Source organism: Arthrobacter sp. TB 23 (assembly GCF_000294595.1).
GTDB lineage: Bacteria > Actinomycetota > Actinomycetes > Actinomycetales > Micrococcaceae > Arthrobacter_D.
In genome coordinates, this window is record NZ_ALPM01000021.1 from 89,298 (window position 1) to 113,568 (window position 24,271).

Annotated in this window: 22 protein-coding genes (1 of these 22 running past the window's edge); 12 read left to right on the forward strand and 10 right to left on the reverse strand. The window is 64.6% G+C overall.

The features are described from left to right. The 6 genes in view from B384_RS17475 to tsaD are tightly spaced (at most 9 nt apart) and all read left to right on the forward strand, a layout consistent with a single transcriptional unit that may run on beyond the window. Positions 1-85: the final stretch of a carbohydrate kinase family protein gene (locus tag B384_RS17475; RefSeq protein WP_019481553.1), read on the forward strand. Its footprint begins 1,067 nt before the window's first position; the window shows 85 of its 1,152 coding nt (coding positions 1,068-1,152); its start codon lies beyond the left edge, outside the window; the stop codon is at positions 83-85. After that, a complete protein-coding gene (alr, locus tag B384_RS0102430; RefSeq protein ID WP_019481554.1) occupies positions 82-1,257 on the forward strand; it encodes an alanine racemase in 1,176 nt (391 codons plus the stop codon). The genes B384_RS17475 and alr overlap by 4 nt, the downstream gene beginning before the upstream one ends. Then, positions 1,244-1,780, forward strand: a complete 537-nt coding sequence (tsaE, locus tag B384_RS0102435; RefSeq protein ID WP_035766234.1) for a tRNA (adenosine(37)-N6)-threonylcarbamoyltransferase complex ATPase subunit type 1 TsaE — start codon at positions 1,244-1,246, stop codon at positions 1,778-1,780. The genes alr and tsaE overlap by 14 nt, the downstream gene beginning before the upstream one ends. 9 nt (positions 1,781-1,789) lie before the next feature. Further along, the gene (tsaB, locus tag B384_RS0102440; protein WP_019481556.1) at positions 1,790-2,449 is read left to right on the forward strand and encodes a tRNA (adenosine(37)-N6)-threonylcarbamoyltransferase complex dimerization subunit type 1 TsaB; all 660 of its coding nucleotides are present in this window, start codon (positions 1,790-1,792) and stop codon (positions 2,447-2,449) included. Then, complete coding sequence (gene rimI / locus B384_RS0102445) at positions 2,446-2,889, forward strand: ribosomal protein S18-alanine N-acetyltransferase (protein ID WP_019481557.1); 444 nt, start codon at positions 2,446-2,448, stop codon at positions 2,887-2,889. The genes tsaB and rimI overlap by 4 nt, the downstream gene beginning before the upstream one ends. Further along, positions 2,886-3,962, forward strand: a complete 1,077-nt coding sequence (tsaD, locus tag B384_RS0102450) for a tRNA (adenosine(37)-N6)-threonylcarbamoyltransferase complex transferase subunit TsaD (protein ID WP_019481558.1) — start codon at positions 2,886-2,888, stop codon at positions 3,960-3,962. The genes rimI and tsaD overlap by 4 nt, the downstream gene beginning before the upstream one ends. Positions 3,963-4,011: 49 nt before the next feature. Here tsaD and B384_RS0102455 read toward each other — a convergent pair whose 3' ends face one another. Continuing rightward, the gene (locus tag B384_RS0102455) at positions 4,012-5,151 is read right to left on the reverse strand and encodes a glutamate--cysteine ligase (protein ID WP_019481559.1); all 1,140 of its coding nucleotides are present in this window, start codon (positions 5,149-5,151) and stop codon (positions 4,012-4,014) included. A gap of 201 nt (positions 5,152-5,352) precedes the next feature. Between B384_RS0102455 and B384_RS0102460 the strand changes: the two genes are divergently transcribed. Beyond that, positions 5,353-6,951 carry a glycoside hydrolase family 3 N-terminal domain-containing protein gene (locus B384_RS0102460; protein WP_237715208.1) on the forward strand — a complete coding sequence of 533 codons (1,599 nt, stop codon included), beginning with the start codon at positions 5,353-5,355 and terminating at the stop codon, positions 6,949-6,951. 200 nt (positions 6,952-7,151) lie between these two features. On the opposite strand, the gene B384_RS0102465 is transcribed toward B384_RS0102460, so the two are convergent. From B384_RS0102465 to B384_RS0102480, 4 genes are all read right to left on the reverse strand, one after another. Then, the gene (locus B384_RS0102465) at positions 7,152-8,483 is read right to left on the reverse strand and encodes an ABC transporter substrate-binding protein (RefSeq protein WP_019481561.1); all 1,332 of its coding nucleotides are present in this window, start codon (positions 8,481-8,483) and stop codon (positions 7,152-7,154) included. 79 nt (positions 8,484-8,562) lie between these two features. Next, positions 8,563-9,396, reverse strand: a complete 834-nt coding sequence (locus B384_RS0102470) for a carbohydrate ABC transporter permease (protein ID WP_026040908.1) — start codon at positions 9,394-9,396, stop codon at positions 8,563-8,565. A gap of 92 nt (positions 9,397-9,488) precedes the next feature. Then, positions 9,489-10,427: an ABC transporter permease subunit gene (locus B384_RS0102475; RefSeq protein ID WP_019481563.1), complete on the reverse strand. Its 939-nt coding sequence runs from the start codon at positions 10,425-10,427 to the stop codon at positions 9,489-9,491. Continuing rightward, on the reverse strand, positions 10,405-12,474 hold the full coding sequence (locus B384_RS0102480; protein WP_019481564.1) for a beta-galactosidase: 2,070 nt from the start codon (positions 12,472-12,474) through the stop codon (positions 10,405-10,407). Before B384_RS0102480 ends, B384_RS0102475 begins: the two co-directional genes overlap by 23 nt. Positions 12,475-12,708: 234 nt before the next feature. Between B384_RS0102480 and B384_RS0102485 the strand changes: the two genes are divergently transcribed. Next, positions 12,709-13,725 (forward strand): LacI family DNA-binding transcriptional regulator, encoded by a 1,017-nt coding sequence (locus B384_RS0102485; RefSeq protein ID WP_019481565.1) that lies wholly within the window; start codon positions 12,709-12,711, stop codon positions 13,723-13,725. Positions 13,726-13,736: 11 nt separating this feature from the next. Here the strand turns inward: B384_RS0102485 and B384_RS0102490 are convergent, their stop codons facing one another. From B384_RS0102490 to B384_RS0102500, 3 genes are all read right to left on the reverse strand, one after another. Beyond that, on the reverse strand, positions 13,737-14,174 hold the full coding sequence (locus B384_RS0102490) for a hypothetical protein (RefSeq protein WP_019481566.1): 438 nt from the start codon (positions 14,172-14,174) through the stop codon (positions 13,737-13,739). A gap of 93 nt (positions 14,175-14,267) precedes the next feature. Next, positions 14,268-15,506 (reverse strand): class I SAM-dependent methyltransferase, encoded by a 1,239-nt coding sequence (locus B384_RS0102495; protein WP_026040909.1) that lies wholly within the window; start codon positions 15,504-15,506, stop codon positions 14,268-14,270. A 1-nt stretch (position 15,507) separates the two neighbouring features. Beyond that, positions 15,508-17,133: a peptide chain release factor 3 gene (locus B384_RS0102500; protein ID WP_019481568.1), complete on the reverse strand. Its 1,626-nt coding sequence runs from the start codon at positions 17,131-17,133 to the stop codon at positions 15,508-15,510. A 452-nt stretch (positions 17,134-17,585) separates the two neighbouring features. On the opposite strand from B384_RS0102500, the gene groES reads away from it, so the two are divergent. The 4 genes from groES to B384_RS17480 all read left to right on the forward strand — a co-directional run bounded on the left by groES (position 17,586) and on the right by B384_RS17480 (position 23,325). After that, on the forward strand, positions 17,586-17,882 hold the full coding sequence (gene groES, locus B384_RS0102510) for a co-chaperone GroES (protein ID WP_019481570.1): 297 nt from the start codon (positions 17,586-17,588) through the stop codon (positions 17,880-17,882). Positions 17,883-18,002: 120 nt separating this feature from the next. Further along, entirely contained in the window at positions 18,003-19,610 is a 1,608-nt protein-coding gene (groL, locus tag B384_RS0102515; RefSeq protein WP_019481571.1) for a chaperonin GroEL, read from the forward strand. Between the two features lie 279 nt (positions 19,611-19,889). Continuing rightward, positions 19,890-21,416 (forward strand): IMP dehydrogenase, encoded by a 1,527-nt coding sequence (gene guaB, locus B384_RS0102520; RefSeq protein ID WP_019481572.1) that lies wholly within the window; start codon positions 19,890-19,892, stop codon positions 21,414-21,416. Positions 21,417-21,471: 55 nt separating this feature from the next. Then, entirely contained in the window at positions 21,472-23,325 is a 1,854-nt protein-coding gene (locus B384_RS17480) for an ABC transporter ATP-binding protein (protein WP_035766237.1), read from the forward strand. A gap of 10 nt (positions 23,326-23,335) precedes the next feature. On the opposite strand, the gene B384_RS17485 is transcribed toward B384_RS17480, so the two are convergent. Then, on the reverse strand, positions 23,336-23,611 hold the full coding sequence (locus B384_RS17485; protein ID WP_019481574.1) for a hypothetical protein: 276 nt from the start codon (positions 23,609-23,611) through the stop codon (positions 23,336-23,338). A gap of 75 nt (positions 23,612-23,686) precedes the next feature. Then, a complete protein-coding gene (locus B384_RS0102535) occupies positions 23,687-24,217 on the reverse strand; it encodes a MarR family winged helix-turn-helix transcriptional regulator (RefSeq protein ID WP_237715209.1) in 531 nt (176 codons plus the stop codon). Positions 24,218-24,271: the final 54 nt, after the last annotated feature.

Sequence of the window (24,271 nt, forward strand, 5' to 3'; positions counted from 1 at the left end):
CCCGCCAATCCGACGCGTGAACCTCATCGAGCGCGGGGTCGCCCGGCGGGAGCCCCCGCGCAGGAATGACAGAATGGACCAGTGAGTTTCTTAGCTGAACCCCCGGCAGCCGAACGGCGGGTCGAGGTCGATCTGGACGCAGTGCGTCACAATGTCAGGCACATCGCCGACGTCGTCAGCCCGGCCCGCGTCATGGCGGTAGTGAAAGCCGACGGCTACGGGCACGGCGCCCGGCAGGTGGCTCGTGCCGCCCTGGAATCCGGTGCCGCCTGGTTGGGCGTCGCCCACATCTCGGAGGCGCTGGACCTGCGTGAAGCAGGCATCGAAGCACCCATCCTCGCCTGGCTGCACACCGTCGAATCCGATTTCGGGGCGGCCATCAGAAACGGTATCGACATTGGTGTCTCCGGATGGGAACTCGACCACGTAGTGGCAGCGGCCCGGCGCCAGCAACTGCCCGCGCGGATCCAGCTGAAAATCGACACCGGGCTGGGACGCAACGGCTGCCCACCGGAACTGTGGGACAAGCTGATCGGCCGGGCGCTGGAGCAGCAGGAGGCGGGGCTCCTCCGGGTGGTCGGGGTCTTCTCCCACCTGGCAGTCGCCGACGAACCGGACCGCCACGAAACGGACGACCAGGTCCGCCGCTTCCGTGCGGCGGTTGCGGTGGCCGAGGACGCCGGCGTCGACGTCGAACTCCGCCACCTCGCCAACACCCCCGGCGCACTGTCCCGCCCAGACACGCACTTCGACCTGGTGCGGGTGGGGCTCGGCATCTATGGGCTCTCACCGTTCCGCAGCCAGAGTTCGCAGGGGCTGGGCCTGCGCCCCGCAATGCGATTCGTCACCTCGGTGGCCAACTGCAAGGAAGTACCCGCCGGGCAGGGGGTCTCCTACGGCCTCAGCTACCGCACCACCCAACCCACAACGCTAGCGCTGATCCCGGTGGGCTACGCCGACGGCGTCCCCCGGGTCGCCACCGGTGCACCGGTGCTGGTGGATGGGCGCCAGTACCCGGTGGTGGGCCGGATCGCCATGGACCAGCTGGTCATCGACCTGCAGACCACCGGAATTGCCGGCACCGGGCGAAGCCCGCTGGGCCACCCGGCGGTGCTGTTTGGCGGCGGCGCCGACGAACCGTCGGCCGACGCTTGGGCTGACGCCAGCGGCTCGATCAACTACGAGATAGTGACGCGGATCAGTGGCCGCGTCCCCCGCACCTACCTCAACGACACGAGCGCCGATGCAGACCAGTAGCGGGCACAGCGGACCGGCGTGGTCCCGGAGTTTCACCGTGCACTCGGCCGCCGGACTGCAGCGGTTCGCCGCGGCGCTCGGCGGCGACCTGGCGGCCGGTGACCTGCTGATCCTCACCGGCGGACTCGGTGCCGGGAAGACCACCTTCACCCAGGGGCTGGGCGTTGGCCTTGGCGTCCGGCCGGGGATCATTTCCCCCACCTTCGTCCTCGTCCGCGTGCACCCACCGCTGGCCAGCGGGCCGGCGCTCGTACACGCCGACGCCTACCGGCTGGAATCCGCCGCTGACATCGATGACCTCGACCTGGAATCGACCATGGATACCAGCGTGACAGTCGTCGAGTGGGGAGCCGGGCGGGTGGAGCATCTGGCCGAGAGCCACCTCGAGATTCATCTTGACCGGCCCGCGATGGCCGGCGCCTCCGCTGACCCCGATGACGACGACGAGCCTCGACGGGTCCTCATCGAGGGGTACGGTCAGCGCTGGGCGAATACGCCGTCTGCCGTCGGCTCCCTCGATTAGGCTGGCAGGATGCTGATTTTGTCCCTCGATACCTCCGCCGCGGCGAGTGCAGCCCTGGTGCTGGACGGCGTCGTGACCGGGGCTTTCGCGACCGAAGACACGAGGAGCCACGCGGAGGTGCTCGCCCCCGCAGTCGCCGATCTGCTGGCCGAAGCGGGTATCACCGGAACGGATCTGACGGCGATAGTGGTGGGCGTTGGACCGGGACCTTTCACCGGGCTGCGGGCCGGGTTGGCTACCGCCAGGACTCTCGCCTACGTCTGGGACGTGCCGCTGCACGGAGTGATGAGTCTCGACTCCATCGCCGAGGACGCTGCAGCGCATGCCGGGACCGGCGAGTTCCTGGTCGCCACGGATGCCCGGCGGAAAGAGGTCTATTGGGCCCGGTACCGGGCCGAGGACGGCGTCCCCGGGTTGCTGGAGGGGCCGCACGTGGGCGCGCCGTCGTCGCTCCCTACCCTCCCGACCTATGGCAAAGGCGCGGGCCTCTACCCCCACGTCCTGGCAGGAGTCGCAGGCTTTACCGAACTACACCCCTCGGCCGCGGCGTTGGGGCGGTCCGCCTCCCGGCGGCTCTCCGCTGGGCTGGCGTTGTTGGATACCGCTCCGCTGTACCTGCGGGAGTCCGATGCGCGGGTCCCCGGCCCCCGGAAGCGGGCGACCGGATGAGCTTCTCGTTGCGCGATTTGCTGCTGCAGGACGTTCCGGCTGTCGCACGCCTGGAGTTGGAACTGTTCCCTACTGACGCCTGGCCGCTGGAGATGTTCCTGGATGAGGTGTCCCAGACCGAAACACGCCGCTACCTGGTCGCCGAGATCGAGGGCCGCATGGTCGGCTATGCGGGAGTCATGTGTGTGGCGGCGACCGCCGACATCCAGACGATCGGCGTGCTGCCCGGTTATGAGGGGCAGGGAATCGGGACCGCGATGCTGAACGAGCTGCTGGCCGAGGCACGACACCGCGGCGCCACCGAAGTGCTCCTGGAAGTCCGGGCTGACAACCCCCGGGCGCAGAAACTCTATACGCTGACCGGGTTTGAGCATATTCATACCCGGCGAAAATACTACCGCAACGGCGTCGACGCCTGGGTGATGAGGCTGATCCTGTGAACCGTGACAATCCGCTGGTCCTCGGCATCGAATCCTCCTGCGACGAGACCGGCGTCGGGCTGGTCCGTGGCACGCAACTGCTCACCAATACGGTGTCCTCCTCAATGGATGAACACGTCCGGTTTGGGGGAGTGATCCCCGAGATCGCCTCCCGGGCGCACCTTGACGCCTTCGTTCCCACCCTGCGCCAGGCGCTCGCCGAGGCTGACGTCTCACTGGCGGAAATCGACGCTATCGCTGTGACATCGGGGCCCGGGCTGTCGGGTGCGCTGATGGTGGGTGTTTCGGCGGCGAAAGCCCTGGCGCTCGCGACCGGCAAACCGCTATTCGCCGTGAACCACCTGGTGGCCCACGTGGGTGTGGGCGTGCTGGATTCGGCGTTCCCGGACGGCCTCCCCCCGAATCTCGGTGCCCTGCTGGTGTCGGGTGGTCACACGGAGATACTGCGGGTCAACAACCTGGCCTTCGACGTCGAGCTGCTCGGGTCCACCATCGACGACGCCGCCGGTGAAGCCTATGACAAGGTGGCCCGCATTCTCGGGCTCGGATACCCGGGTGGCCCGGCAATAGACCGGATCGCCGCCGACGGTAACCCGAAGGCGATTCGGTTTCCCCGTGGGCTCACCCAGCCCAAGTACCTCGGAACGGCGGAACAGCCCGGAGAACACCGGTACGACTTTTCGTTTAGCGGCCTGAAGACCGCCGTCGCCCGCTGCGTGGAACAATACGAGGCAGACGGCGTCGACCTCCCCGTTGCCGACATCGCGGCGTCCTTCCAGGAGGCGGTGGTCGACGTGATCACCTCCAAGGCCGTGCTGGCCTGCCGTGAACACGGGATCACCAGTCTGCTGCTCGGCGGCGGGGTGGCCGCCAACTCGCGGTTGCGGACGCTGACCGCCCAGCGTTGCGCGGCCGCCGGGATCACCCTGACGGTGCCGCCGCTGTCCCTGTGCACCGATAACGGTGCAATGGTGGCGGCCCTCGGGGCGCAGATCGTGATGAATGGTGGGGAGCCCACGGGATTGCGCTTCGCCACCGATTCCTCGCTCCCGGTGACCAGCGTCTTCGCCTGACCCCACCACCACCAACTGATCCGGGGTTTTGGGGGCAGCGGAGTGGGGGCTATTCGCGAAGCTGGGCCACCATGTCGAGGACGACGGCGCTGAGGTCGCCGTCGTGCTCGGCGGCGACCCGACGCTGTCGCTGATAGCCAGCACCGCGGGCCAGGATCTTCTCCACATCACCGAGCTCCTCGACGCAGCCCAGTTTCTTCGCGACCGGCTGCAGCCGCTCCAGCACCTCGACGAGGTGCTCGGTGACCAGCTGCTCCTTGCCCTGGGCGTCCAGGATAATGATGGCTTCCATCCCATAGCGGGCGGCACGCCACTTGTTCTCCTGCACATGCCAGGGCGGCATGGTGGGGATGGTTCCGCCGTTGTCCAGGGTGGTGGAGAATTCGTCGACGAGGCACTGGGTCAGCGCAGCAACTGCTCCCACGTCCTGGAGGGTTGAGAGTCCGTCGCAGACCCGCATTTCGATGGTGCCCAGGTTCGCGACCGGTCGAATATCCCACCGGATCTCGTTCACGGAGTCGATCACCCCGGTGGTGAACATGTCCTGCACATAGGACTCGTACTCCGTCCAGGAGGGGAACTGGAACGGCAATCCAGCGGTGGGTAGCTGTTGGAACATCAGGGCACGCTGCGACGCGTACCCCGTATCATCGCCACCCCAGAACGGCGACGACGCCGACAGCGCCTGGAAATGCGGCACATAGTTCACCAGGCCGTCCAGGATCGGCATCGCCTTGTCCCGGCGGTCCAGCCCCACATGCACGTGGACACCGTAGATGACCATCTGCTGGCCCCACCACTGGGTGCGATCGATCAGTTTGAAGTAGCGCTCCTTATCGGTCACCGGCTGGGACCGTGGCACGCTGAAAGGGTGCGAGCCGGCGGAGAACAGCTCAACGCCCATCGGGTCGGTGACCTCGCGGACCGCTGCCAGGGAGCGGGAAAGATCAGCTTTCGCCTCGGCCACCGTGTGGCAGATGCCGGTCACCAGCTCCACCGTGTTCAGCAGCAACTCCTGCTTGATATGGGGGTGCTCCTCATCCTCCTGCAACTCGGGATGGTTGGCCGCGACTCCCCGCAGGACCTGATTGGCAACCGAGACCAGATCGCCGTTGTAGCGGTCCACCAGGGCGAGTTCCCACTCCACGCCGAGCGTTGACTGGGCTGATTGCGCAAATTCGATCTTCATGTAGCTGGCTCCTGACCGGTACCGGACTGCTGGAAAATTCTGCCTCGGTATCGCGTCATCCGCGGAAGAGAACTGTCCCAATATTAGAGCAGGAGTAGCATCGATACAGTGAAACGCGCAGCCCGCCGGGCGAACACTGGGATTCCGCCACGTCCTCGGGGCTTAGGCCAGACAGGATTAGCGGTTCTCACGCTCCTGCTCGTGGCCGGGTGCACCCCCGCGGGCAACGGCGCCGGGTCGCCCTCCCCCGCGAGTCCGCCCACGTCGTCGTCCCCGAAACCGACGGCACCCAGCAACCCCGTGTTGCCGTGGGGCCCGAGCACCGCGAATTACGACGACGCCGTTGCCGCCGTCGCTGCGATGAGCACCGAGGAGCGGGCGGGGCAGGTGATGGTGGGCTTCTACGCTGGCACCGATCCGACCGGACAGCAACAGGCCATCCGCGACCTGCACCTCGCGGGCAGCATCATTATGGGAGACAACGTTCCACTGGCCGGTGACGGGACAGTCGATGCGGACGCGATGGCAGCAGTCACGTCCGGCCTGGCCGAAGCCGTCGCTGCTGACGGCCGGACCTGGCCCGCCGTCATCTCCGTGGATCAGGAAGGCGGGCAGGTTGCCCGCCTCGGCGCACCCTTGACCGGCTGGCCAACTCCTATGACCTACGGTGCCGCCGGGGATCCGGCGCTGGTGGCAACCTCAATGACAGCCATGAACTCCGAACTCGCGGGTCTTGGGTTCACCATGAACCACGCCCCGTCAGTGGATGTCACCACCGGGGCCAGTGACCCCACCATCGGTGCCCGCGCCTACTCGGCTGACCCGGCCCTGGTCGGCGACCTTGGTTCGGCAGCCGTCACCGGAATACTGGAGTCGGGTGTGCTGCCCAGCGTGAAGCACTTCCCCGGGCACGGGTCGGTACCCGCCGATTCACATCTTGAGTTGCCGGTGCAGACCGCCTCCCTTGAGGAGCTTGAGACCCGCGACTGGGTGCCGTTCAAAGCCGCGGCGGACTCGGGAGCGCCGGTGATGATGATGGGCCATATCGCCGTTGACGCCGTGGACCCGGGCGTGCCGTCGTCGGTCTCGGCGCCGAACTATGCAGCGCTGCGCGGGCTCGGTTTCGACGGAGTGATAGTCACCGACGCCCTGAACATGGCAGCCGTTGAAGAGTTATACCCGGGCGGGCAGTCGGCTCCCCGTGCGCTAGCCGCCGGCGCGGACCTGCTCCTGATGCCCACCGACCCGTACGCCGCACACGCGGCAATTGTTGCCGCCGTCGACGACGGCAGCCTCCCCGACGAACGCCTGGCCGAGGCCGCGACCCGTGTGGTCTCGCTGATGCTGTGGCAGGCGGAGTTGGCGGCCGAAGCCGACCCGGCCGAACCAGGGGAGCAGGCGGAGGCGAGCGGTGTGGCGTCGGCCGCTGCAATCACCGTGCTCACCGGCCAGTGCGGCGGGGACCTCTTGAACGGTACGGCTTCGGTCGTCGGTGGTACTGAAGCCGACGCCCAACGGTTTACCGAGGCTGCTGAGGCGGCGGGGGTTACCGTGGGCCCCGGCGGCACCACAGTTTCATTGGTCGGTGCTGGCGGGACCGGTGCAGCGCCGGCCGACGTGGCCGTCGCGCTGGATGCCCCCTGGTGGCTGGAAGCGGTTGACGCTCCCGTGGAGATTGCTGGGTACGGAAACACGCCGGGCGCGTTCGCCGCCGTGCTCGCTGTCCTGACCGGGGCCGCTCCAGCGCCGGGACAACTTCCGGTCGACGCTGCCGGGTACGACGCCGGAACCGGCTGCTAACCGGCTGTTAACCGGCTAACCGGTGACCCGGTCGGGAGGACGAGCTGGCAGCGGTGTGTGTGACCGGGCGCAGCGGGTTACTGACCCGGACGGGTGCATTGCGGTGAATGAACAGCGGACCCGGATCGGCATCAACTACTCATGCAAATCCGGGTCCGTCACAACGCCGCCGCGCTAACGGCCGGGTAGGGAGGCTACTGCTATTCCTGGACCGGGATGGACTGCGCTTTCAGTGCATCGACGGTCTGCTGCTGGCCTTCACTGAGCGCATCCAGCAGTGTGCCGGAGCCGCCAATCGCTGCACCGAAACCGTCGGAGACGTCAGTGTAGGTCTGGGTCATGGTCGGGCCCCAGGTGAAGTTGGGGTCAACGTTCGCTGAGGCTTCGGCGAAGACATCATAGATCTGCTGTCCGTCGTAGAATTCGACGCCGCCAGCGAAGGCCTCAAGCTCGGTCGCAGACTTTGCTGCTGGGTACAGCCCGCCGAGTTCGTTGGCCAGGGCCAGGGCTTCAGGGTCGGTGTTGAGCCACAAGGCGAACTGCGCTGCCTCGGCCGGGTGCTCTGAGCCCTTCAGCACAGCGGTGGAGGAGCCACCCCAGTTGCCGGCAGTTTCTCCGCCTGCTTCCCACTGCGGCATGGGGGCAACGGCCCACTTGCCTGCTGTGTCGGGTGCGCCGTCGGACAGGGTGGTTGCACCCCACACGGCCGAAACCCAGGTCCACTGCTGGCCCTCGTTGAACGATGCGTTCCACTCGTCCGAGAAGGACGGGAGGGTGGACACGAGGTCCTCCGACAGCAGGTCCTGCCAGTAGGTCGCAACTTCCTCGGACTCGGGCCCGGTCAGATTAACGTCCCAGCTCTCGCCGTCGTTGGCGAACCACTGGCCGCCGTTCTGCCAGACCATGCCAGCGAACCAGTTGACGTCAGTCTTGGGGAAGTTGGTGATGTAGGCGCCCTCCGCCTTGATCTGCTCGGCGGCAACGGCATATTCCTCCCAGGTGGTGGGAACCTCGATGCCGGCCTCCTCGAAGAGATCGGCGCGGTAGTACATGGCCATGGGGCCGCTGTCCTGCGGGATGGCGTAGACCGAGCCCTCCTCGCCGAAGGTCGTCTGTCCCCACGTCCAATCGACGAACTGGTCGGCGGCCTCCGTGACGCCAGCGCACTCGGCGATGTTTTCCAGCCCGTCCTGGACACGGAAGTTCGGCAGTGCGTCGTACTCGATCTGGCCGAGGTCGGGTGCGTTGCCAGCCTGAATCTGATTGAAGAAGTTCTGGTAGGTACCGGAGTTGCCGTTGGGTCCGGTCTGCACGGTGACCTGGATGTCCGGGTTCTCCTCGTTCCACAGTTCAACTACCTGGTCCATCCCTGGAACCCAGGTGGTGAAGTTCAGCTCGACTGGCCCCTCGGAGGCCTCGCAGGGTGCCGCTTCGGCCCCTCCGCCCGAGCTGTCCCCGCCGGCTGAACAACCGGTGAGAGCCAGCGCAGAGATGGCAAAGGCCGCGGTGACTTTTCCGTAATGCGCGCGCATTGTTTTTCCTATCGGTGGTAGTTCAGTGCAGGAGCGGATGTCCCTGCACCAGGTGGTGCTGATTGTGAAAATCTGTGTGCTATTTGACGCCGCCGGCGCCGAGCCCGCTGCTCCAGAAGCGTTGTAGTGCGAGGAACGCGATGATCAGCGGGACAATCGAGACGAGAGCTCCGACAAGCACCAGGGACCGCAGTTCGGGGATCTGGCTGATCTGGCTGTTCCACGCGTAGAGGCCCAGGGTGACCGGGAAGAGTACCTGATCGCGGAGCATGATGAGAGGAAGGAAGAAGTTGTTCCAGATCGCCACGAACTGGAAGAGGAAAATCGTGACCAGCGCGGGAGCCATCAGGCGGGTGGAGACCGTGAAGAAGGTCCGGACCTCCCCCGATCCGTCCAGTCGCGCTGCCTCGAGCAACTCCCCGGGGACGCTGGCCGCCGCGTAGATCCGGGCCAGGTAGACGCCAAACGGGCTGACCAGGCTCGGCAGGAACACCGCCCACATGGTGTTTGTCAGATTGGCCTGGCTGAAGATCAGGAAGAGCGGCAAAGCCAGCGCTGTCGCGGGAACAAGGACACCGCTGAGCACGATGTTGAAGATCGCCTCGCGTCCCTTGAACTCGTATTTAGCGAGCGCGTACCCGCACATCGCGGCAATGACGGTGCCGAGCAGGGCCCCGATCCCCGCGTAGATGGCCGAGTTCAGGAGCCACCGGCCGAACAGTCCGTCGTTGTAGGTGAATAGCCGTCCCAGGTTGTTGAAGAAGGTTCCGAACGAATTCGCCGTGAACCACAGCGGCGCCGTCGACGTGATTTCGCCACCGGTTTTCGTTGAGGTGGTGAGGAGCCACCAGATGGGGGTCAGAAAGTAGAGCGTGAAAACACCCATGATGAGCATCGCGGCGCTGCGCGACATGATGCTCTGGCGGGGTCCACGCGCGGTGTCTTCCCGGGGCGGTCTGGGTCCTCCACCGCGTGGGCGTTTGGAGGCCGTGGCTGGGGCTGCGGTCACTGGGTAACCTTCCGCTGGGTCGACTTCAGGAAGACGAAGGAGAGGATGAACGTGGCGAGTGCGAGGACCACCGAGAACGCCGCGGCCAGATTGTAGTTTGGAACCGACGCGGTGGTGTAGACCGCGAGGTTGGGCGTGAACGTGCTGTTGATCGCCGAGCTGAAGCTACGCAGGGTCTGCGGTTCGGCGAGCAGCTGCAGGGTGCCGATGATCGAAAAGACCGCCGTCAGGATGATCGCCGGGATCACCAGGGGGATCTTGATGCGCCACGCGATCTGGATGTTGCTCGCCCCGTCGAGCCTCGCGGCCTCGTAGATTTCGGTGGGGATCGCCAGCAGCGACGCATAGATGATGAGCATGTTGTACCCGACATACACCCAGGTCACGATGTTGGCTATGGCCCAGAGCACGAGGTTCGCCGACAGGAAGTCGACGTTCGATGTCACCGCGCCGAACGGTGAGAGCGACGGCGAGTAGAGGAACCCCCACATGATGGCGGCGATTACTCCCGGGACGGCGTAGGGGGCGAAGAACGCCAGGCGGAAGAACTTTTTCCCCTTCAGCAGCGGTGAATCCAGCAGCAGGGCGAACAGGAGCGCCAGCCCCAGCATGATGGGCACCTGTACAGCGCCGAACACCATCACCCGGCCCACCGAAGCCCAGAACGCGCCGTCCTGGAAGACCTGCTCGTACTGCACAAAGCCGCCGAAGACCTGGCGGGGTGCGCCGAATGTCCCTTCGCGCTCGACGGTGAGCAGCGACTGCACAATCGCGTAGACGATCGGAATTGCGTAGAAGGCGAGGAACAGGAGCCCGAACGGCGCGATGAACAGGGCGACGGCGCGGCGCTGCGCTCCCGACGAACGGTTTTTCCTCACGACCGGAGGGGCCTTTGGCGCCCCGACCGGAGGGTTAGTGACTGTCATGGCCTGCATCCTTTCGGCCCTGAGCCAGGCCGTGGGCGTCGGGGATTTCTGGGGTGGTACGAACCACGCGCACTGCGCCGGCGGGAACGACGACGACGCCGGACACGGCCTCGTCAGTCAACAGTTCCAGGCCGCTGACCCGGTGTTTGCGGTCCTCGGTGGTGTGGTTGAGCAGGAAAACGTACTCATGGCCGTTACCGCGCCGCGTGATCGACTCGAGCCCTGACTGCACCTCGGGCAGTGTCACGCCGGCGGTCACCGCGGCACGCAGCAGCAGGTCCTTCAAGACGCCACGGTCCAGTACCGTCGCGGCATACCAGGCCTCACCGGCCCCATAGTGGTTGCGGGTCACTGCTGGGGTGCCCACGTGGGTGCCGGTGGCATAACTCAGGATGGCTTCGGCTCTCGTGAGTTGGAGCGCTTCGGACCAGAGAGAGGCGGGGGACCCGTTGTCGAGGGTGAGCGGATGCGCCGGATCGAGAGGGAAGAACTCCTCCGTGCGGATACCCAGCAGGTCCCTGAAAGCTCCGGGGTACCCGCCGGGGCGCACTCTTTCGTTCTCGTCAACGATTCCGCTGAAGAAGCTGATGAAGGCGGACCCGCCGTCGTCGACGAAATCCCTGATGACCGCGGCATGCTCGTCCCGGATCAGATACAGGTTCGGGACCACCACCAGCTTGTAGCGGGAGAGCGGAGCGCCGGGGGCGACGACGTCGACAGTGAGTCCGGCTTCCCACAGCGCAGTGTAGGCAGCGTGGACCTGGCCGATGTAGCTGACGTCACCCGACGGGTGCGACTCCTGGTCGTGGGCCCACCATGCCTCCCAGCTGAAGACGAGCGCCACCTCGGCGTGCACCGTGGTTCCGCCCAGCTCGCGCAGCTTTCGGAGGGCTGCGCCGAGGCCGACGACGTCGCGCCAGGTCTGCGACTCGGTGCCGGCGTGGGGGAGCATGGCGGAGTGGAATTTCTCGCTGCCCTGCAGAGACGCGCGCCACTGGAAGAAGCAGAGGCCATCGGCGCCACGTGCCAGGTGGCCGAGTGAGTTGCGGACCATCTCCCCGGGCCCCTTGGCAATGTTGCGGGGTTGCCAGTTCACGGCGCCGGTGGAATGTTCCATCAGCAGCCACGGCTTGCCCTGGGCGAGTCCACGGGTGGTGTCGGCGGCGAACGCCAGTTCAACCAGGGGCGCGTCGAGCCGGTGGTCGAGGTAATGGTCGTTGGCGATGACGTCCATCTCAGGGGCCCAGGTCCAGTAATCCTGGTTACGGATGTGGGCGGCGACCATGAAGTTGGTGGTGATGGGGATGGAACTGTGGTTCCGGATCACTGCGGCTTCAGCCTGGTAGTAGTCAAGCAGTGCGTCGGAACTGAAGCGTTGGAAATCGAGTTCCTGGGTGGGGTTCAGAGCCGAAATGGTGGCCCGCGGGGGGAGGATCTGTGCCCAGTCCGAGTAGCGCTGGCTCCAGAAGGAGGTGCCCCAGGCCCGGTTGAGCTCGTCAACGGTGGTGTAGCGGTGGTGCAGCCAGGTGCGGAATGCGGCGGCTGAGACGTCGCAGTAACACAGCGCGTTGTGGCAGCCCAGTTCATTGGAGACGTGCCATACGGTGACCGCGGGGTGGTTGCCGTATCGTTGCGCCACCCGCTCCACCAGCCGGAGTGCGCGCTCGCGGAATATCGGGGAGCTGGGGCACCACGCCTGGCGTCCGCCGGGCCACCGCCGGGTGCCGTCGGCCATTTGCGGAAGGATTTCCGGGTGCAGGGCGGTCAGCCAGGGGGGAGGGGAGGAGGTGCCGGTCCCGAGGTTCACCGAAATACCGTTGGCATGCAACAGCGCAATGACCTCGTCCAGCCGGTCAAACGTCACGACGCCGTCGGCGGGTTCCAGCTCAGCCCAGCCGAAGATGTTGATGGCCGCGAGGTTGACACCCGCCTCCTTCATCAACCGGATGTCCTCGGGCCACACGGCGGGATCCCATTGCTCAGGGTTGTAGTCGCAGCCGTAGACCAGGTCTCCGTTGCCGGAGAGATCTGTGACAGTGGTGGTGCTCGAATTCAACCCGGCTCCTCGTCGTCGATAGTGGACGTTCAGTTCGAGGGCGGCCGGTGAAGCGGATGCGTTCTGTGAACGCTCCCAGAATCGGGCTAATGAACTCGCCTTCGAGGTCTTCTGTGAACGTTCCCAGAGTAAGGCACGTCACATTTGCTTGTCAACGAAATCATTTGGCCGCGGGTGCGATGCGAGCCTGGGGCAGGCCACGGCCGCAGGCAGCGGCTCGGCTAAGGTACAGGTATGGAGTCAACGCGCACGCGCATCCGCAGGGCAACCATCAATGATGTTGCGTCGGCTGCCGGGCTGTCCCGTGGGACGGTGTCGCGGGTTGTCAACGGGGAACGCTATGTGTCCGAGGATGCGAAACTGGCCGTGGAAGAAGCGATCCTGCGGGTCGGATATGTGCGTAACTCGGTGGCCAGGAATCTGGTCCGGCAGGAGTCCGGGGCCATCGGACTAATCATTCACGAACCTCACTCGCTGTTGTTTGAAGACCCCAACATCGGGTCGATTCTGCTGGGCGCCAACGCGGTATTGTCAGCCGCGGACTACCAGCTGGTGTCGCTCATCATCGACTCCGAACGCGATAGCCGCAGGGTTGCCGACTATCTTCAGGGTGGCTTGGTGGACGGCGCGGTGATCGTGTCCGCGCGGGCGTCCGATCCGATTGCCTTGGCGGTCAAGAATCTCGGTGTGCCTGCGGCCTTCGTCGGCCACCCACCGGGGATCCCGGATATTCCGTATGTTGCTATCGATAACGCAGCGGCAGCCGAAGCCATCACCGCCCGACTGTTGGGCACTGGACGTACCCGGGTGGCCATGATCGCGTGCGCGCTTGACCGTGACTCCGGCCAGGACCGGCTGGCCGGGTTCAAGGCCGCGATGGGGGATTTGTTTGATCCAGGGCTGGTGGTGGAGTACCCGCTGTACACGTATGGGTTTGGGCTGGAGGGAATGCAGGAGTTGCTCAGGCGTCGCCCCGACCTCGACGGCGTCTTCGCGGCATCCGATGCTGTGGCCGCCGGGGCGATGACGGCCCTGCAGGAAAGTGGCCGTCAGGTCCCGGAGGACGTGGGGATTGTCGGGTTCGACGACAGTAGCTGGGCGCTGCGGTGCCGGCCACAGCTGTCAACGGTCAGGCAACCGGCGGATCTGCTGGGTAAACGGGCGGCGGAACTGGTGCTGGCCCAGATCAGAGGGTTGCCGAGCCCAGCGGAAGTGCTGGAGACGTCAGTGATGTGGCGGGGATCGGCCTAGGCAGCCGGGCGTTACCCCCGCAGCCGTCGTCGGGCCTGTCTGATTGCCTCGGTACACTGGCGGATCCCGCCAGCGCAGTAATATATGTCTTCCCGATAGCGCCGCCGCACCCAGCGCAGCAGCCGGTCCGTCAGACTGACCTGAGTGCGCGCATCGCTGGGATTGGTCATCAGCCACCGGCTGTCGAGAAAACCCGGCAGGCAGTAGATCAGATCGTGGGCGTCGAACAGCCGCAGGAAGGCACCGTTCGGTTGAAACTCACGTTCGGCAGCGAGAATGATTCCGGATTCCGGCCCTAGCAGCACCGTAGCGTCCACTGACTCAAGGTAATGGCACAGGTGGGCCATCACCCGGTAGTACCGCGCGCCGACGACATGACTGCGGCCCGCACTTTCGTCCGCCAGGAACGAACGCAGAATGACATCTATCCGTGGGGTTTTTGCTTCCATGAGCAGACTCTTCCACCCGCCACCGACACTTTCCGGCGACGACGACGCCGACGCCGACGACGGCGAGTGGCTACGCGGGAGCAGCTGACGCCGTCAGGCGGTGACGGGCTCGACGACGATCGCCACCCGATCCTCACCGATCCGGGTGAGGACCAGCGTGGCCTTCTTTTTCCCGGCGGATTTACGGGCCTTCCCCGACCCGGCGAGGAGCTGCTTGCGAAGTTCTTCGGGGGTCACCGAGGTGCCGCGTTTCTTGATGTCCAGCACGCCGATGCCGTTCTCACGGACCCACGTCCGGAGGGCCTTGACGTTATACGGCATCACGCTCAACACCTTGTAGGCGCGGGCGAACGGAGTTTCCTGCAGGTTCGGGGCGCAGATGTACGCGATCCGCGGATCCAGCAGGTGGCCATCCAGTTGACGTGCGACGTCCGCCACCAGCCCGGCGCGGATCACCGCGCCGTCCGGCTCGTACAGGTACCCTTCGGGGGCGCCGATCGGCGGGCGGGTTCCGTCGTCGAAATCGGCTGCACTGGTGAGCTCCGCGGCACCGTGGGAGCTAATCACCAGCGCGGAACGGCGCACGTCGGGGCGCTTCAGGGAGTTGAACCAGAGTGACACCTCGGTGACGTCCCCATCGACGGACACCCACTGCGCCTCGCACCCGGCGGGCACCGCCTCGTGGGGGATGCCCGGGCCTAGCTTCACCCCGACTGGGGTCCCTTCGTCGGCGAGCCGCTCGACGAAGGACAGGGGAGGGGAAAATGCCTCCGGGTCAAAGATCCGGGTGGTGCCCGAGGTGCTGGTGGTGCGGCGGGCGGGGTCCAGCCAGACGCCGTCGTACCCGGTGAGGTCGAACGACTCCGCATCGCCACCCACCACAGTCGCATTGGGCCAGGGCATCAAGTTCATGGTTGCGGCGGCGGCGGTCGTCTCGTCGATCTCCACGGCAGTGACCCGGCGGTCCAGGCTGGCCAGGGCGATCGCGTCAGCACCAATCCCGCAGCCCAGGTCGGCGACCCGTTCGAGGCCAGCCGTGACAAAGCGTTCAGCATGATGGGCAGCCACACCGAGGCGGGTGGCCTGTTCCAGACCGGCGGCGGTGAACAGCATGCGGGCTGCGAACGGCCCAAACTTCGTTTCCGCCTTGGATCGCAACCGGGACTGGGTCAGAGCGGCCGAGATGACCACCGGGTCGTGCCCTGCCCGGCGCAGCGAGGTGCTCAGGCGCATCGTGTCGGCTTCGTTGTACGGAGCCAGGGAGTTCAACAGTTCCCAGCCCGCAGGGGTCAGGAGCGGCGCGATCAGGTCAGTCGCGGCGTCGGAGGCCATCTCAGTAGCCTCGGGCGTCCCCGGCATCGGTGCCGATGGTGCTCAGCGATATCTCGGGGGAATTCTTCTCGACCCGACGCAGCGCCCAGATGTCGTTGAACAGGGCCAGATACTCGCCGTCGGACCGGACCAGCACCTCTGTGCCACGGATAGCGCTGAGGGCTGCCTGCGCGTCGTGGGTGGTGAGCCGGGCCAGCGAATAGGGGAGCGGCTCCATTCGCATCGGTGCGCCGAAATCGTGCTCCATCCGGTCGGCCACCACCTCGAACTGCATCGGCCCGACGGCGGCCAGCACCGGTGCCTGATCGCCACGAAGATCCGAGCGCAGCACCTGAATGATTCCCTCATGGCCCAGCTGTTCAATCCCGCGCCGGAACTGCTTGAAGCGGCCGGCATCCTTGGATCTGGCCACCCGGAAGTGCTCGGGGCTGAACAGGGGAATCGGCGGAAACTCCACCGGCTCCTCGATATAGAGGCTGTCGCCCATCCGCAGCGCCGATGCATTGACGAGCCCGACGACGTCGCCCGGCCAGGCCTCGTCAATCACCTCTCGTTCACGGCCGAAGAGCTGCTGGGCGTACTTGGTGGCGAAGGTCTTGCCGGAGTTGGCGTGGGTGACCACCATGCCGCGTTCAAACACGCCGGAGCAGACCCTGATGAATGCGACGTGGTCGCGGTGCGCGCGGTTCATGCCGGCCTGGACCTTGAAGACAAATCCCGAGAAAGGAGCATCGACCGGACGGGGGTTGCCGTCGACGTCCTTGCGGGGACCGGCGGCTGGTGCCAGGTCGACCAGGGCGTCCAGGATGTGCTGGACGCCAAAGTTCAGAACTGCTGACGAGAACAACACCGGGGTGCCCGTACCGGCGTGGAAGCTTTCCAGATCGAACGGCTGGTTCGACTCGATGACCAGCGACGCTTCGTCGAGGGCGTCCGTCCAGGCGTCGCCCTCCTGTGCCAAGGCTTCGGCTGGGCTCAGGTGCTCTTCGACGGCAAGGGAAGCACCGGCGTTCTTGCGGGTGAAACGAACAAACTCGTCACGCTTGAGGTCCCACACGCCGCGGAAGTCGCCGGCGAAACCCACGGCCCAGGTCAGCGGCATCGGAATCAGCCCGGTGCGCTCGGTGATTTCGTCCATGAGTGCCAAAGCATCCAGCCCGGGTCGGTCCCATTTGTTGATCACCGTGATGATGGGAATGTTGCGTTGCCGACAGACCTCGAACAGCTTCATGGTCTGGGTCTCAAGGCCCTTTGCCGCGTCGATCAGCATGACCGCGCAGTCCACTGCGGCCAGCACCCGGTACGTGTCCTCAGAGAAGTCCGAGTGGCCGGGGGTGTCCAGCAGGTTGATGACCGTGTCCCGGTAGGAGAACTGCAGCGCCGTGGAGCTGATGGAAATGCCGCGGTCCTTCTCCATCTGCATCCAGTCGGATACAGTCTCCCGGCGGTTCTCCTTGCCGTTGGTGGCACCGGCCGTGCCGATCACGCGGGCGTGAAGGGCCAAGGCTTCGGTCAGGGTCGATTTGCCGGCATCGGGGTGAGAAATGACGGCGAATGTACGACGGCGGGACGCCTCCTGGGCGATGCCAGTGTGGCGCTGGGTGGAGGCCTGTACCTGCTGGGTCACGAAACTGCTTTCGAAAGTGGTGGGAATGCCATTGCTGGCCAGTTCCCCAGTCTACTGGGCGGAGTCTAACGGCGTCGAAGCGCGGTCGGAGCACGGATGCAGCACAGTTGCTCAGTGGCAGCCCGGACTCGCTGTGGTCGGGGGCTTGCTGCTGCGGCGGGGGCTCAACCAGTGGGTCCACGTGGCGGCCTTCGCTGCAGTAGTCGCTGGCCTGGCCGCTGCACCCCTGGAAACGAATCCCTGGGATAAACCGGTCGGAAACCGGGCTGCGCTGGCAGCGCAATCTGGCACTCGCCTTGACCGAGTGCTAACCAATGCATAAAGTCAGACTTGGCACTCTCACCATGAGGGTGCTAACTCCTTCAGGGAAGCGTGAGCCGGCACCGCGACGACGGTCAGCGCCATCCGAAGGCCTTAATTCCATTTGTCACCCAAGCGAAGGAGAGGTCCGCGTGCCGGTCTCTATTAAGCCTCTTGAGGATCGTATTGTTGTCCGCCCACTGGAAGCCGAGCAGACCACTGCCTCGGGTCTGGTAATCCCGGATACTGCCAAGGAAAAGCCCCAGGAGGGCGAAGTTGTTGCAGTAGGCCCAGGCCGCGTTGACGATAACGGAAACCGCGTGCCTGTAGATGTAGCCGAAGGCGACATTGTCATCTACTCGAAGTACGGCGGAACCGAAGTCAAGCACGCCGGCGCAGAGTACCTCGTACTCTCAGCCCGCGACGTTCTGGCGATCGTCGTTAAGTAGTTTTCACTCGAGAGAACCCCGGCCACACAGGCCGGGGTTCTCTCGTCGGTGCGTGAATACGTACCAAGAACCACCAGGTTTTTCACAAGCAGTATTTGCACAATGGAAGAGGAACACATCATGGCAAAGCAGTTGAAGTTTGACGACGCTGCACGCCGCGCACTGGAAGCGGGAGTCAACAAGTTGGCTGACACCGTCAAGGTGACGCTCGGCCCCCGCGGCCGCAACGTCGTGCTGGACAAGAAGTGGGGCGCCCCCACCATCACCAACGACGGCGTGACCATCGCCCGCGAAATCGAACTGGACGATCCGTTCGAGAACCTTGGTGCTCAGTTCGCCAAGGAAGTGGCCACCAAGACCAACGACATCGCCGGTGACGGCACCACCACCGCGACGGTGCTGGCACAGGCACTGGTCACCGAAGGCCTGCGGAATGTCGCAGCCGGCGCTGCCCCATCGCAGCTGAAGCGTGGCATTGAGGTCTCCATCGAGGCCGTTGCTGCCCGCCTGCTCGAGAATGCCCGCGAAGTTGTCGGTCAGCAGACCGCCAGCGTCGCCTCCATCTCCGCCCAGAGCTCAGAGGTCGGCGAGCTCATCGCTGAAGCCTTCGAGAAGGTCGGCAAGGATGGCGTTATCACCATCGAGGAGTCCTCCAGCACCCAGACCGAACTCGTGCTCACCGAGGGCATGCAGTTCGACAAGGGCTTCCTCAGCCCCTACTTCATCACCGACGCCGAACGCCAGGAAGCAGTGCTCGAAGACGCACTGATCCTGATCAACTCCGGCAAAATCTCCTCGCTGCAGGAATTCCTGCCGCTGCTGGAGAAGGCGCTGCAGGCCGGCAAGCCCCTCTTCATCATTGCTGAGGATATTGACGGCGAAGCGTTGTCCACCCTGGTAGTCAACAAGATCCGCGGCACCCTGAACGTGGTTGCCGTCAAGGCGCCAGGCTTCGGCGACCGTCGCAAGGCAATGCTGCAGGACATCGCCACGCTGACCGGTGCCCAGGTTGTTTCACCGGACCTCGGCCTCAAGCTGGACCAGGTAGGCCTTGAGGTGCTGGGTTCCGCTCGCCGGATCACCGTTACCAAGGACACCACCACGATCGTTGACGGCATCGGCAGCGAGTCCGATGTTGCGGACCGCGTAGCCCAGATCCGTGCCGAGGTTGAGCGCACCGATTCTGATTGGGACCGCGAGAAGCTTCAGGAACGCCTGGCCAAGCTGGCCGGCGGCATCGGAGTCATCAAGGTTGGCGCAGCCACCGAGGTTGAGCTCAAGGAAAAGAAGCACCGCATTGAGGACGCCGTGTCAGCGACACGTGCAGCTCTCGATGAGGGCATTGTTGCCGGCGGCGGCGCCGCACTGATCCACGCCTCGAAGGCGCTGGACACTGACGCCTCGGTACTCGCCCTCGAAGGCGACGCCGCAACCGCAATCAACCTGGTGCGACGCGCCTTGGCCCAGCCACTGCGCTGGATCGCTGAGAACGCTGGCCACGAAGGCTACGTTGTGGTGCACCGCGTCGAGGAACTCGAGCCCGGACACGGCTTCAACGCTGTCACCGGTGACTACGAGAACCTCATCGACGCCGGCATCATCGACCCCGTCAAGGTGACCCGTTCAGCACTCCGGAACGCGGCCTCGATCGCGGCCCTGATTCTCACCACCGAAACACTTGTGGTCGAGAAGCCAGAGAGCGACGACGAAGAAGGTCACAGCCACTAGTCCCCTCAAGGGCTAGACAGACCTGACAGCACCCCCGGTCCTCGGACCGGGGGTGCTGCCATCTGGTGGGCAGTTCTCCCTATCCACTCCAGCTCCTACTACCGAGTGATAACCCACCAGATTGATGCTCTGCTCCATTCCTGATCGATCCGGGCTGTGTCGAATCGCACGCTCCCGGAATAGGGTGCACCCGGCAATCGTTTTAGGATGAGAGTCTGGCAATTCGAATATCCCTCGGCCAGCTTCTACCCACAGACCATCTGAGAAAGAGGCGACGCAGTGACCCAGCCGTCCCAGCGCAACGAAACCCATGACCCATTCGGATTCGTTGGCCTGACGTACGACGACGTCCTGCTCCTGCCCGGCCTCACCGATGTGATCCCGTCCGAGGCTGACACCAGTTCGCGCGTTTCCAAGCGCATCACCGTTCAAACCCCGCTGTTGTCCTCGGCAATGGACACCGTCACCGAGGCACGCATGGCCGTGGCAATGGCCCGCCAGGGCGGCCTCGGCGTGATCCACCGGAACCTGTCGATCCAGGACCAGGCGGAGCAGGTGGACCGGGTCAAGCGCAGCGAGTCCGGCATGATCGCTCATCCGGTCACCATCGGACCCGATGCCACCCTTGCTGAGCTGGACGAACTATGCGGCCACTATCGGGTGTCGGGTCTTCCCGTCGTCGACGACGCCGGGCATCTGCTCGGCATCGTCACCAATCGTGATACCCGATTCGTCTCCGAACATGAGTGGCCACACCGCCTGGTGCGCGCGGTCATGACTCCCATGCCGCTGGTGACCGGGCAGGTCGGAATCAGTGGTGAGGACGCGATCGGGCTGCTGGCCAAGAACAAAATTGAAAAGCTTCCGCTCGTCGACGGAGAAGGCATCCTTCGAGGACTGATAACTGTTAAGGACTTTACAAAAGCCGAGCAGTATCCGCTCTCCACGAAGGACGACGAAGGCCGGCTGCGCGTCGGCGCCGCTATCGGCTTCTTCGGTGATGGCTGGGATCGCGCCATGGCCCTCGTGGACGCCGGAGTTGACGCCCTGTTCGTTGACACCGCCAACGGGCACAGTGCCGGTGTCCTCGAGATGATTGCCCGGCTCAAAGCCGAACGATCAGTGGCTCACGTCGACATCATCGGTGGCCAGGCAGCAACACGGGACGGCGCCCAGGCGCTGATCGACGCCGGCGCCGACGGTATCAAGGTCGGGGTAGGCCCCGGATCCATCTGCACCACTCGAGTGGTGGCGGGCGTTGGCGTACCCCAGGTGACCGCCATCTATGAATCAGCCAAGGCTGCCATCCCGGCAGGGGTGCCCGTGATCGCCGACGGCGGACTCCAGTACTCGGGCGACATCGGCAAGGCGCTGGTCGCCGGCGCCGACACCGTCATGCTCGGCTCGCTGCTGGCCGGCTCGGCCGAAGCCCCTGGCGAACTGATCTTCGTGAACGGCAAGCAGTACAAGACCTACCGTGGCATGGGTTCCCTCGGCGCCATGCAGACCCGCGGAAAGAATACGTCCTACTCGAAGGACCGCTACTTCCAGGCCGACGTCACAGGGGACGACAAGCTGATCCCCGAAGGCGTCGAAGGCCGCGTTGCCTACCGCGGACCGCTCGAGTCCGTCGCCTACCAACTGGTCGGGGGACTGCGTCAGACCATGTTCTACACGGGTGCCCGCACCATCGGAGAGCTGAAGGCAAAGGGCAAGTTTGTCCGTATCACTTCCGCCGGCTTGAAGGAGTCGCACCCCCACGACATCCAAATGACCGTCGAGGCTCCGAACTACGGCAGCAAGTAACGCACCGGGCGCGGGTCAGCAGCGTGCATGGGTCCCGGCAGAACGGTGAGGATCCATGACAGATGATGAGCTCCGCCCACCCCGGGTCCCTCGACCGAGGCTTTCCCTGAGACCCTACGCGCGCGCCGTCGGGCAGGTCCTGAGAGTGAGCTTCAGAGCGTCACCGGGCGCCGTCGTCATGAAGGTCGTGGGGTCGCTGATCGCTGCTGTCCTCCCGCTGGTGACCACCTATTTCGCCGCGCTGACCACGACCGCGCTTGCCGAGGCCTACGCCGGGAATCCCGACGCCGGCCAGCAGGCGGTGCTCTATGTGCTGATCACCGCCGGCCTGGGATTGTTTTGGGGCGCCTTCACCAGCGTGGACCGGTATATCCAGCAGGTCATGAGCTTCAGGGTGGGAGCGGTGGTGGGTGACCTGATGTACGAACGGTTTCTCGCGCTCGAGTTCTGGCGGTACGACGACAAGGACACCGTTGACCTGTACGACCGGGCCAAACGGTTCTCGGATTCCTATGCGCGCGTTCTCGACCGGATCGCTGCGATCTTCACCCAGCTAGCCTCGGTGGTCCTGGCCATCGGCGCGCTCCTGCTGGTCAGCTGGTGGGTCGCACTGATCGTACTGATCGCGATCATCCCGAGCGTCTACCTACAGTTCAAGCTATCCCGCGAACAAATGGCCCACTGGAATACCCAGGTGGATTCACGCCGGCAGCGTCGGCTGATCGAAACGAACCTGATTCGGCCGCAACATATTGCCGAGATGAGGCTCTACGGCATCGTGGGCTACCTGATGGACCTGCGGTCCCGCCTCCGCGATGCCGACGAACTCCGCCGACTGGAGTTCCAGAAGCGGTACATTCCCAAACAACTGGCTGCCGATGCACTTCAATACGGCGCCGAAGTGGTGGCCCTGATCTGGGTGGTAGGTCAAATCATTGCCCGGGCACAGCCGGTGGGACAGTTCCTCTACATCCAGCAGATTGTCAGCCGCGCCCTTACGACCGCCAATTCGCTGGTCACCTCACTCAGTTCAATCGATGAGGACCTCGCGAACCTCAAGGACTACGAGGAATTCATGAAATACCCCACGGCCGTCGGCGGTGGAGAGGTGCTGGCCAAAGCCCCGGCTGAGGTGACGTTGGAGAATATTTCCTACACCTACACCGGTGGGTCAGTTCGGGTGCTGAAGGGCATTTCCCTGAGCATCCGGAAGGGACAGCACATAGCCATTGTCGGGGAAAACGGTGCGGGAAAGTCGACCCTGATCCGCGTTCTGGCCGGGCTGTACCAGCCGGAGTCGGGCAAGGTGCTGCTGGATGGGCAGGACCTGAGGGGTCTGGACATCAGCTCATGGCATCGGCATCTCGCGGTGATGTCGCAGGATTTCCTCAAGTACGAATTCGCAACGGCGGCCAACAACATTTACTTCGGGGATGTGTCATTGCCACGGGACGATACACGGATCGAGCGGGCCGCCCGCGACGCCGAGGCCAGCGACTTCATCAGTCGCCTCCCGAACGGGTTCGAAAGCCATGTCAGCAACTGGATGGAAGACCCCCGTGGACGGAAGGGGAGTGGGCTGTCCGGCGGGCAATGGCAGCGACTGGCGATGGCCCGCAACTTCTACCGCGGTGCCCCGTTTATCGTGATGGACGAGCCCACCTCGGCGATCGACGCGCTTGCCGAACACCGCATCTTCGGCCGGCTCTTTGCCGACCGGGAACACACGATCATTGCCATCAGCCACCGGCTGGCGACCATCGAGAAAGCCGACATCATTTACATGCTGGAGGATGGGCAGATCGCGGAGTCGGGAACCCACGATGAACTCGTGAATCTCCGTGGCCGGTATTTCAGGATGTTTGAGAGCCAGCTTGGGCTTGACCCGAACACCGTTACTGAAACCTGATCGGCAAGCCCTAAGCCGAGGTCTTGTCCTTCGGCTCCTGAGCCGAGGTGGCAAACGCGTCTCGTCCGTCCACGGGCAGCTGATGGTCCGCGGCTCGGTAGTCAAGTTCGGCCCTGAGCTCCTCGTAGCGGGACTCGGTTTCCGGATCCGGCTCGTGATCCGTGGTGTATTCGGTGTCCAGCTGACGGTGGATTTTGCTGTTCAGAATTTCAACCTGGCTATCCTCCAGGGGAGCCAGGTCCGCCGGGAAGGGCTGCTCCGGTGAAAGCCTACTTTTGTCGCCCATAAGCCTCTGCCTTTCGAAGAATGTGCTCGGATAATCCCTGCACACGGCAGTCTACGTCGAAAGGGCTGCGAAATATTAGCCTGCGGCCTGAGCGCCACCGTTGCGTCCTGCACCCAATTCTTCGATCAGGTTGCGCAGCTCCGCCCTGAGGGTGTCGGAGAGCAGCCCGCCACCGGCGATGAGGTTCTGTTCGATCTGGAGTGCACTGACCAACGCGCTCCTACCGGCGTCGGAAACTGAAACCATCTGGATTCGCTGGTCCACTTCGCCCCGGACGCGATTGACGTAGCCATTCACCTGCAGCTTCTCGATGGTTTTACCCATGGTCTGATTCTGTACACGAATCAGCTGAGCCAGCTTGGTCTGATTGATCGGGCCGTAATCCTGCAACACCCGCAGCGCGGTGTACCCGGCATGGGTGAGTCCGAGGTCAACCAGCCCCGCGTTCCAGGCATGGTCGACCAGTCGCGCCGCGGTGGTTAATAGCCTCCCGGTGGGCCATTGCTCCAGCTCCTGCATGTCGACAATTCCTTCACTAGTGAGATCGGAGGACCGGTACCAGGTAGGCTCCCATGTCCGGGATGCGATGTCGGGGATGCCATCCACCCTAGCCCTCTTGTGGGGCGAAAAGAAAGTAGGCTTATCACCTTCTGGTGGGAT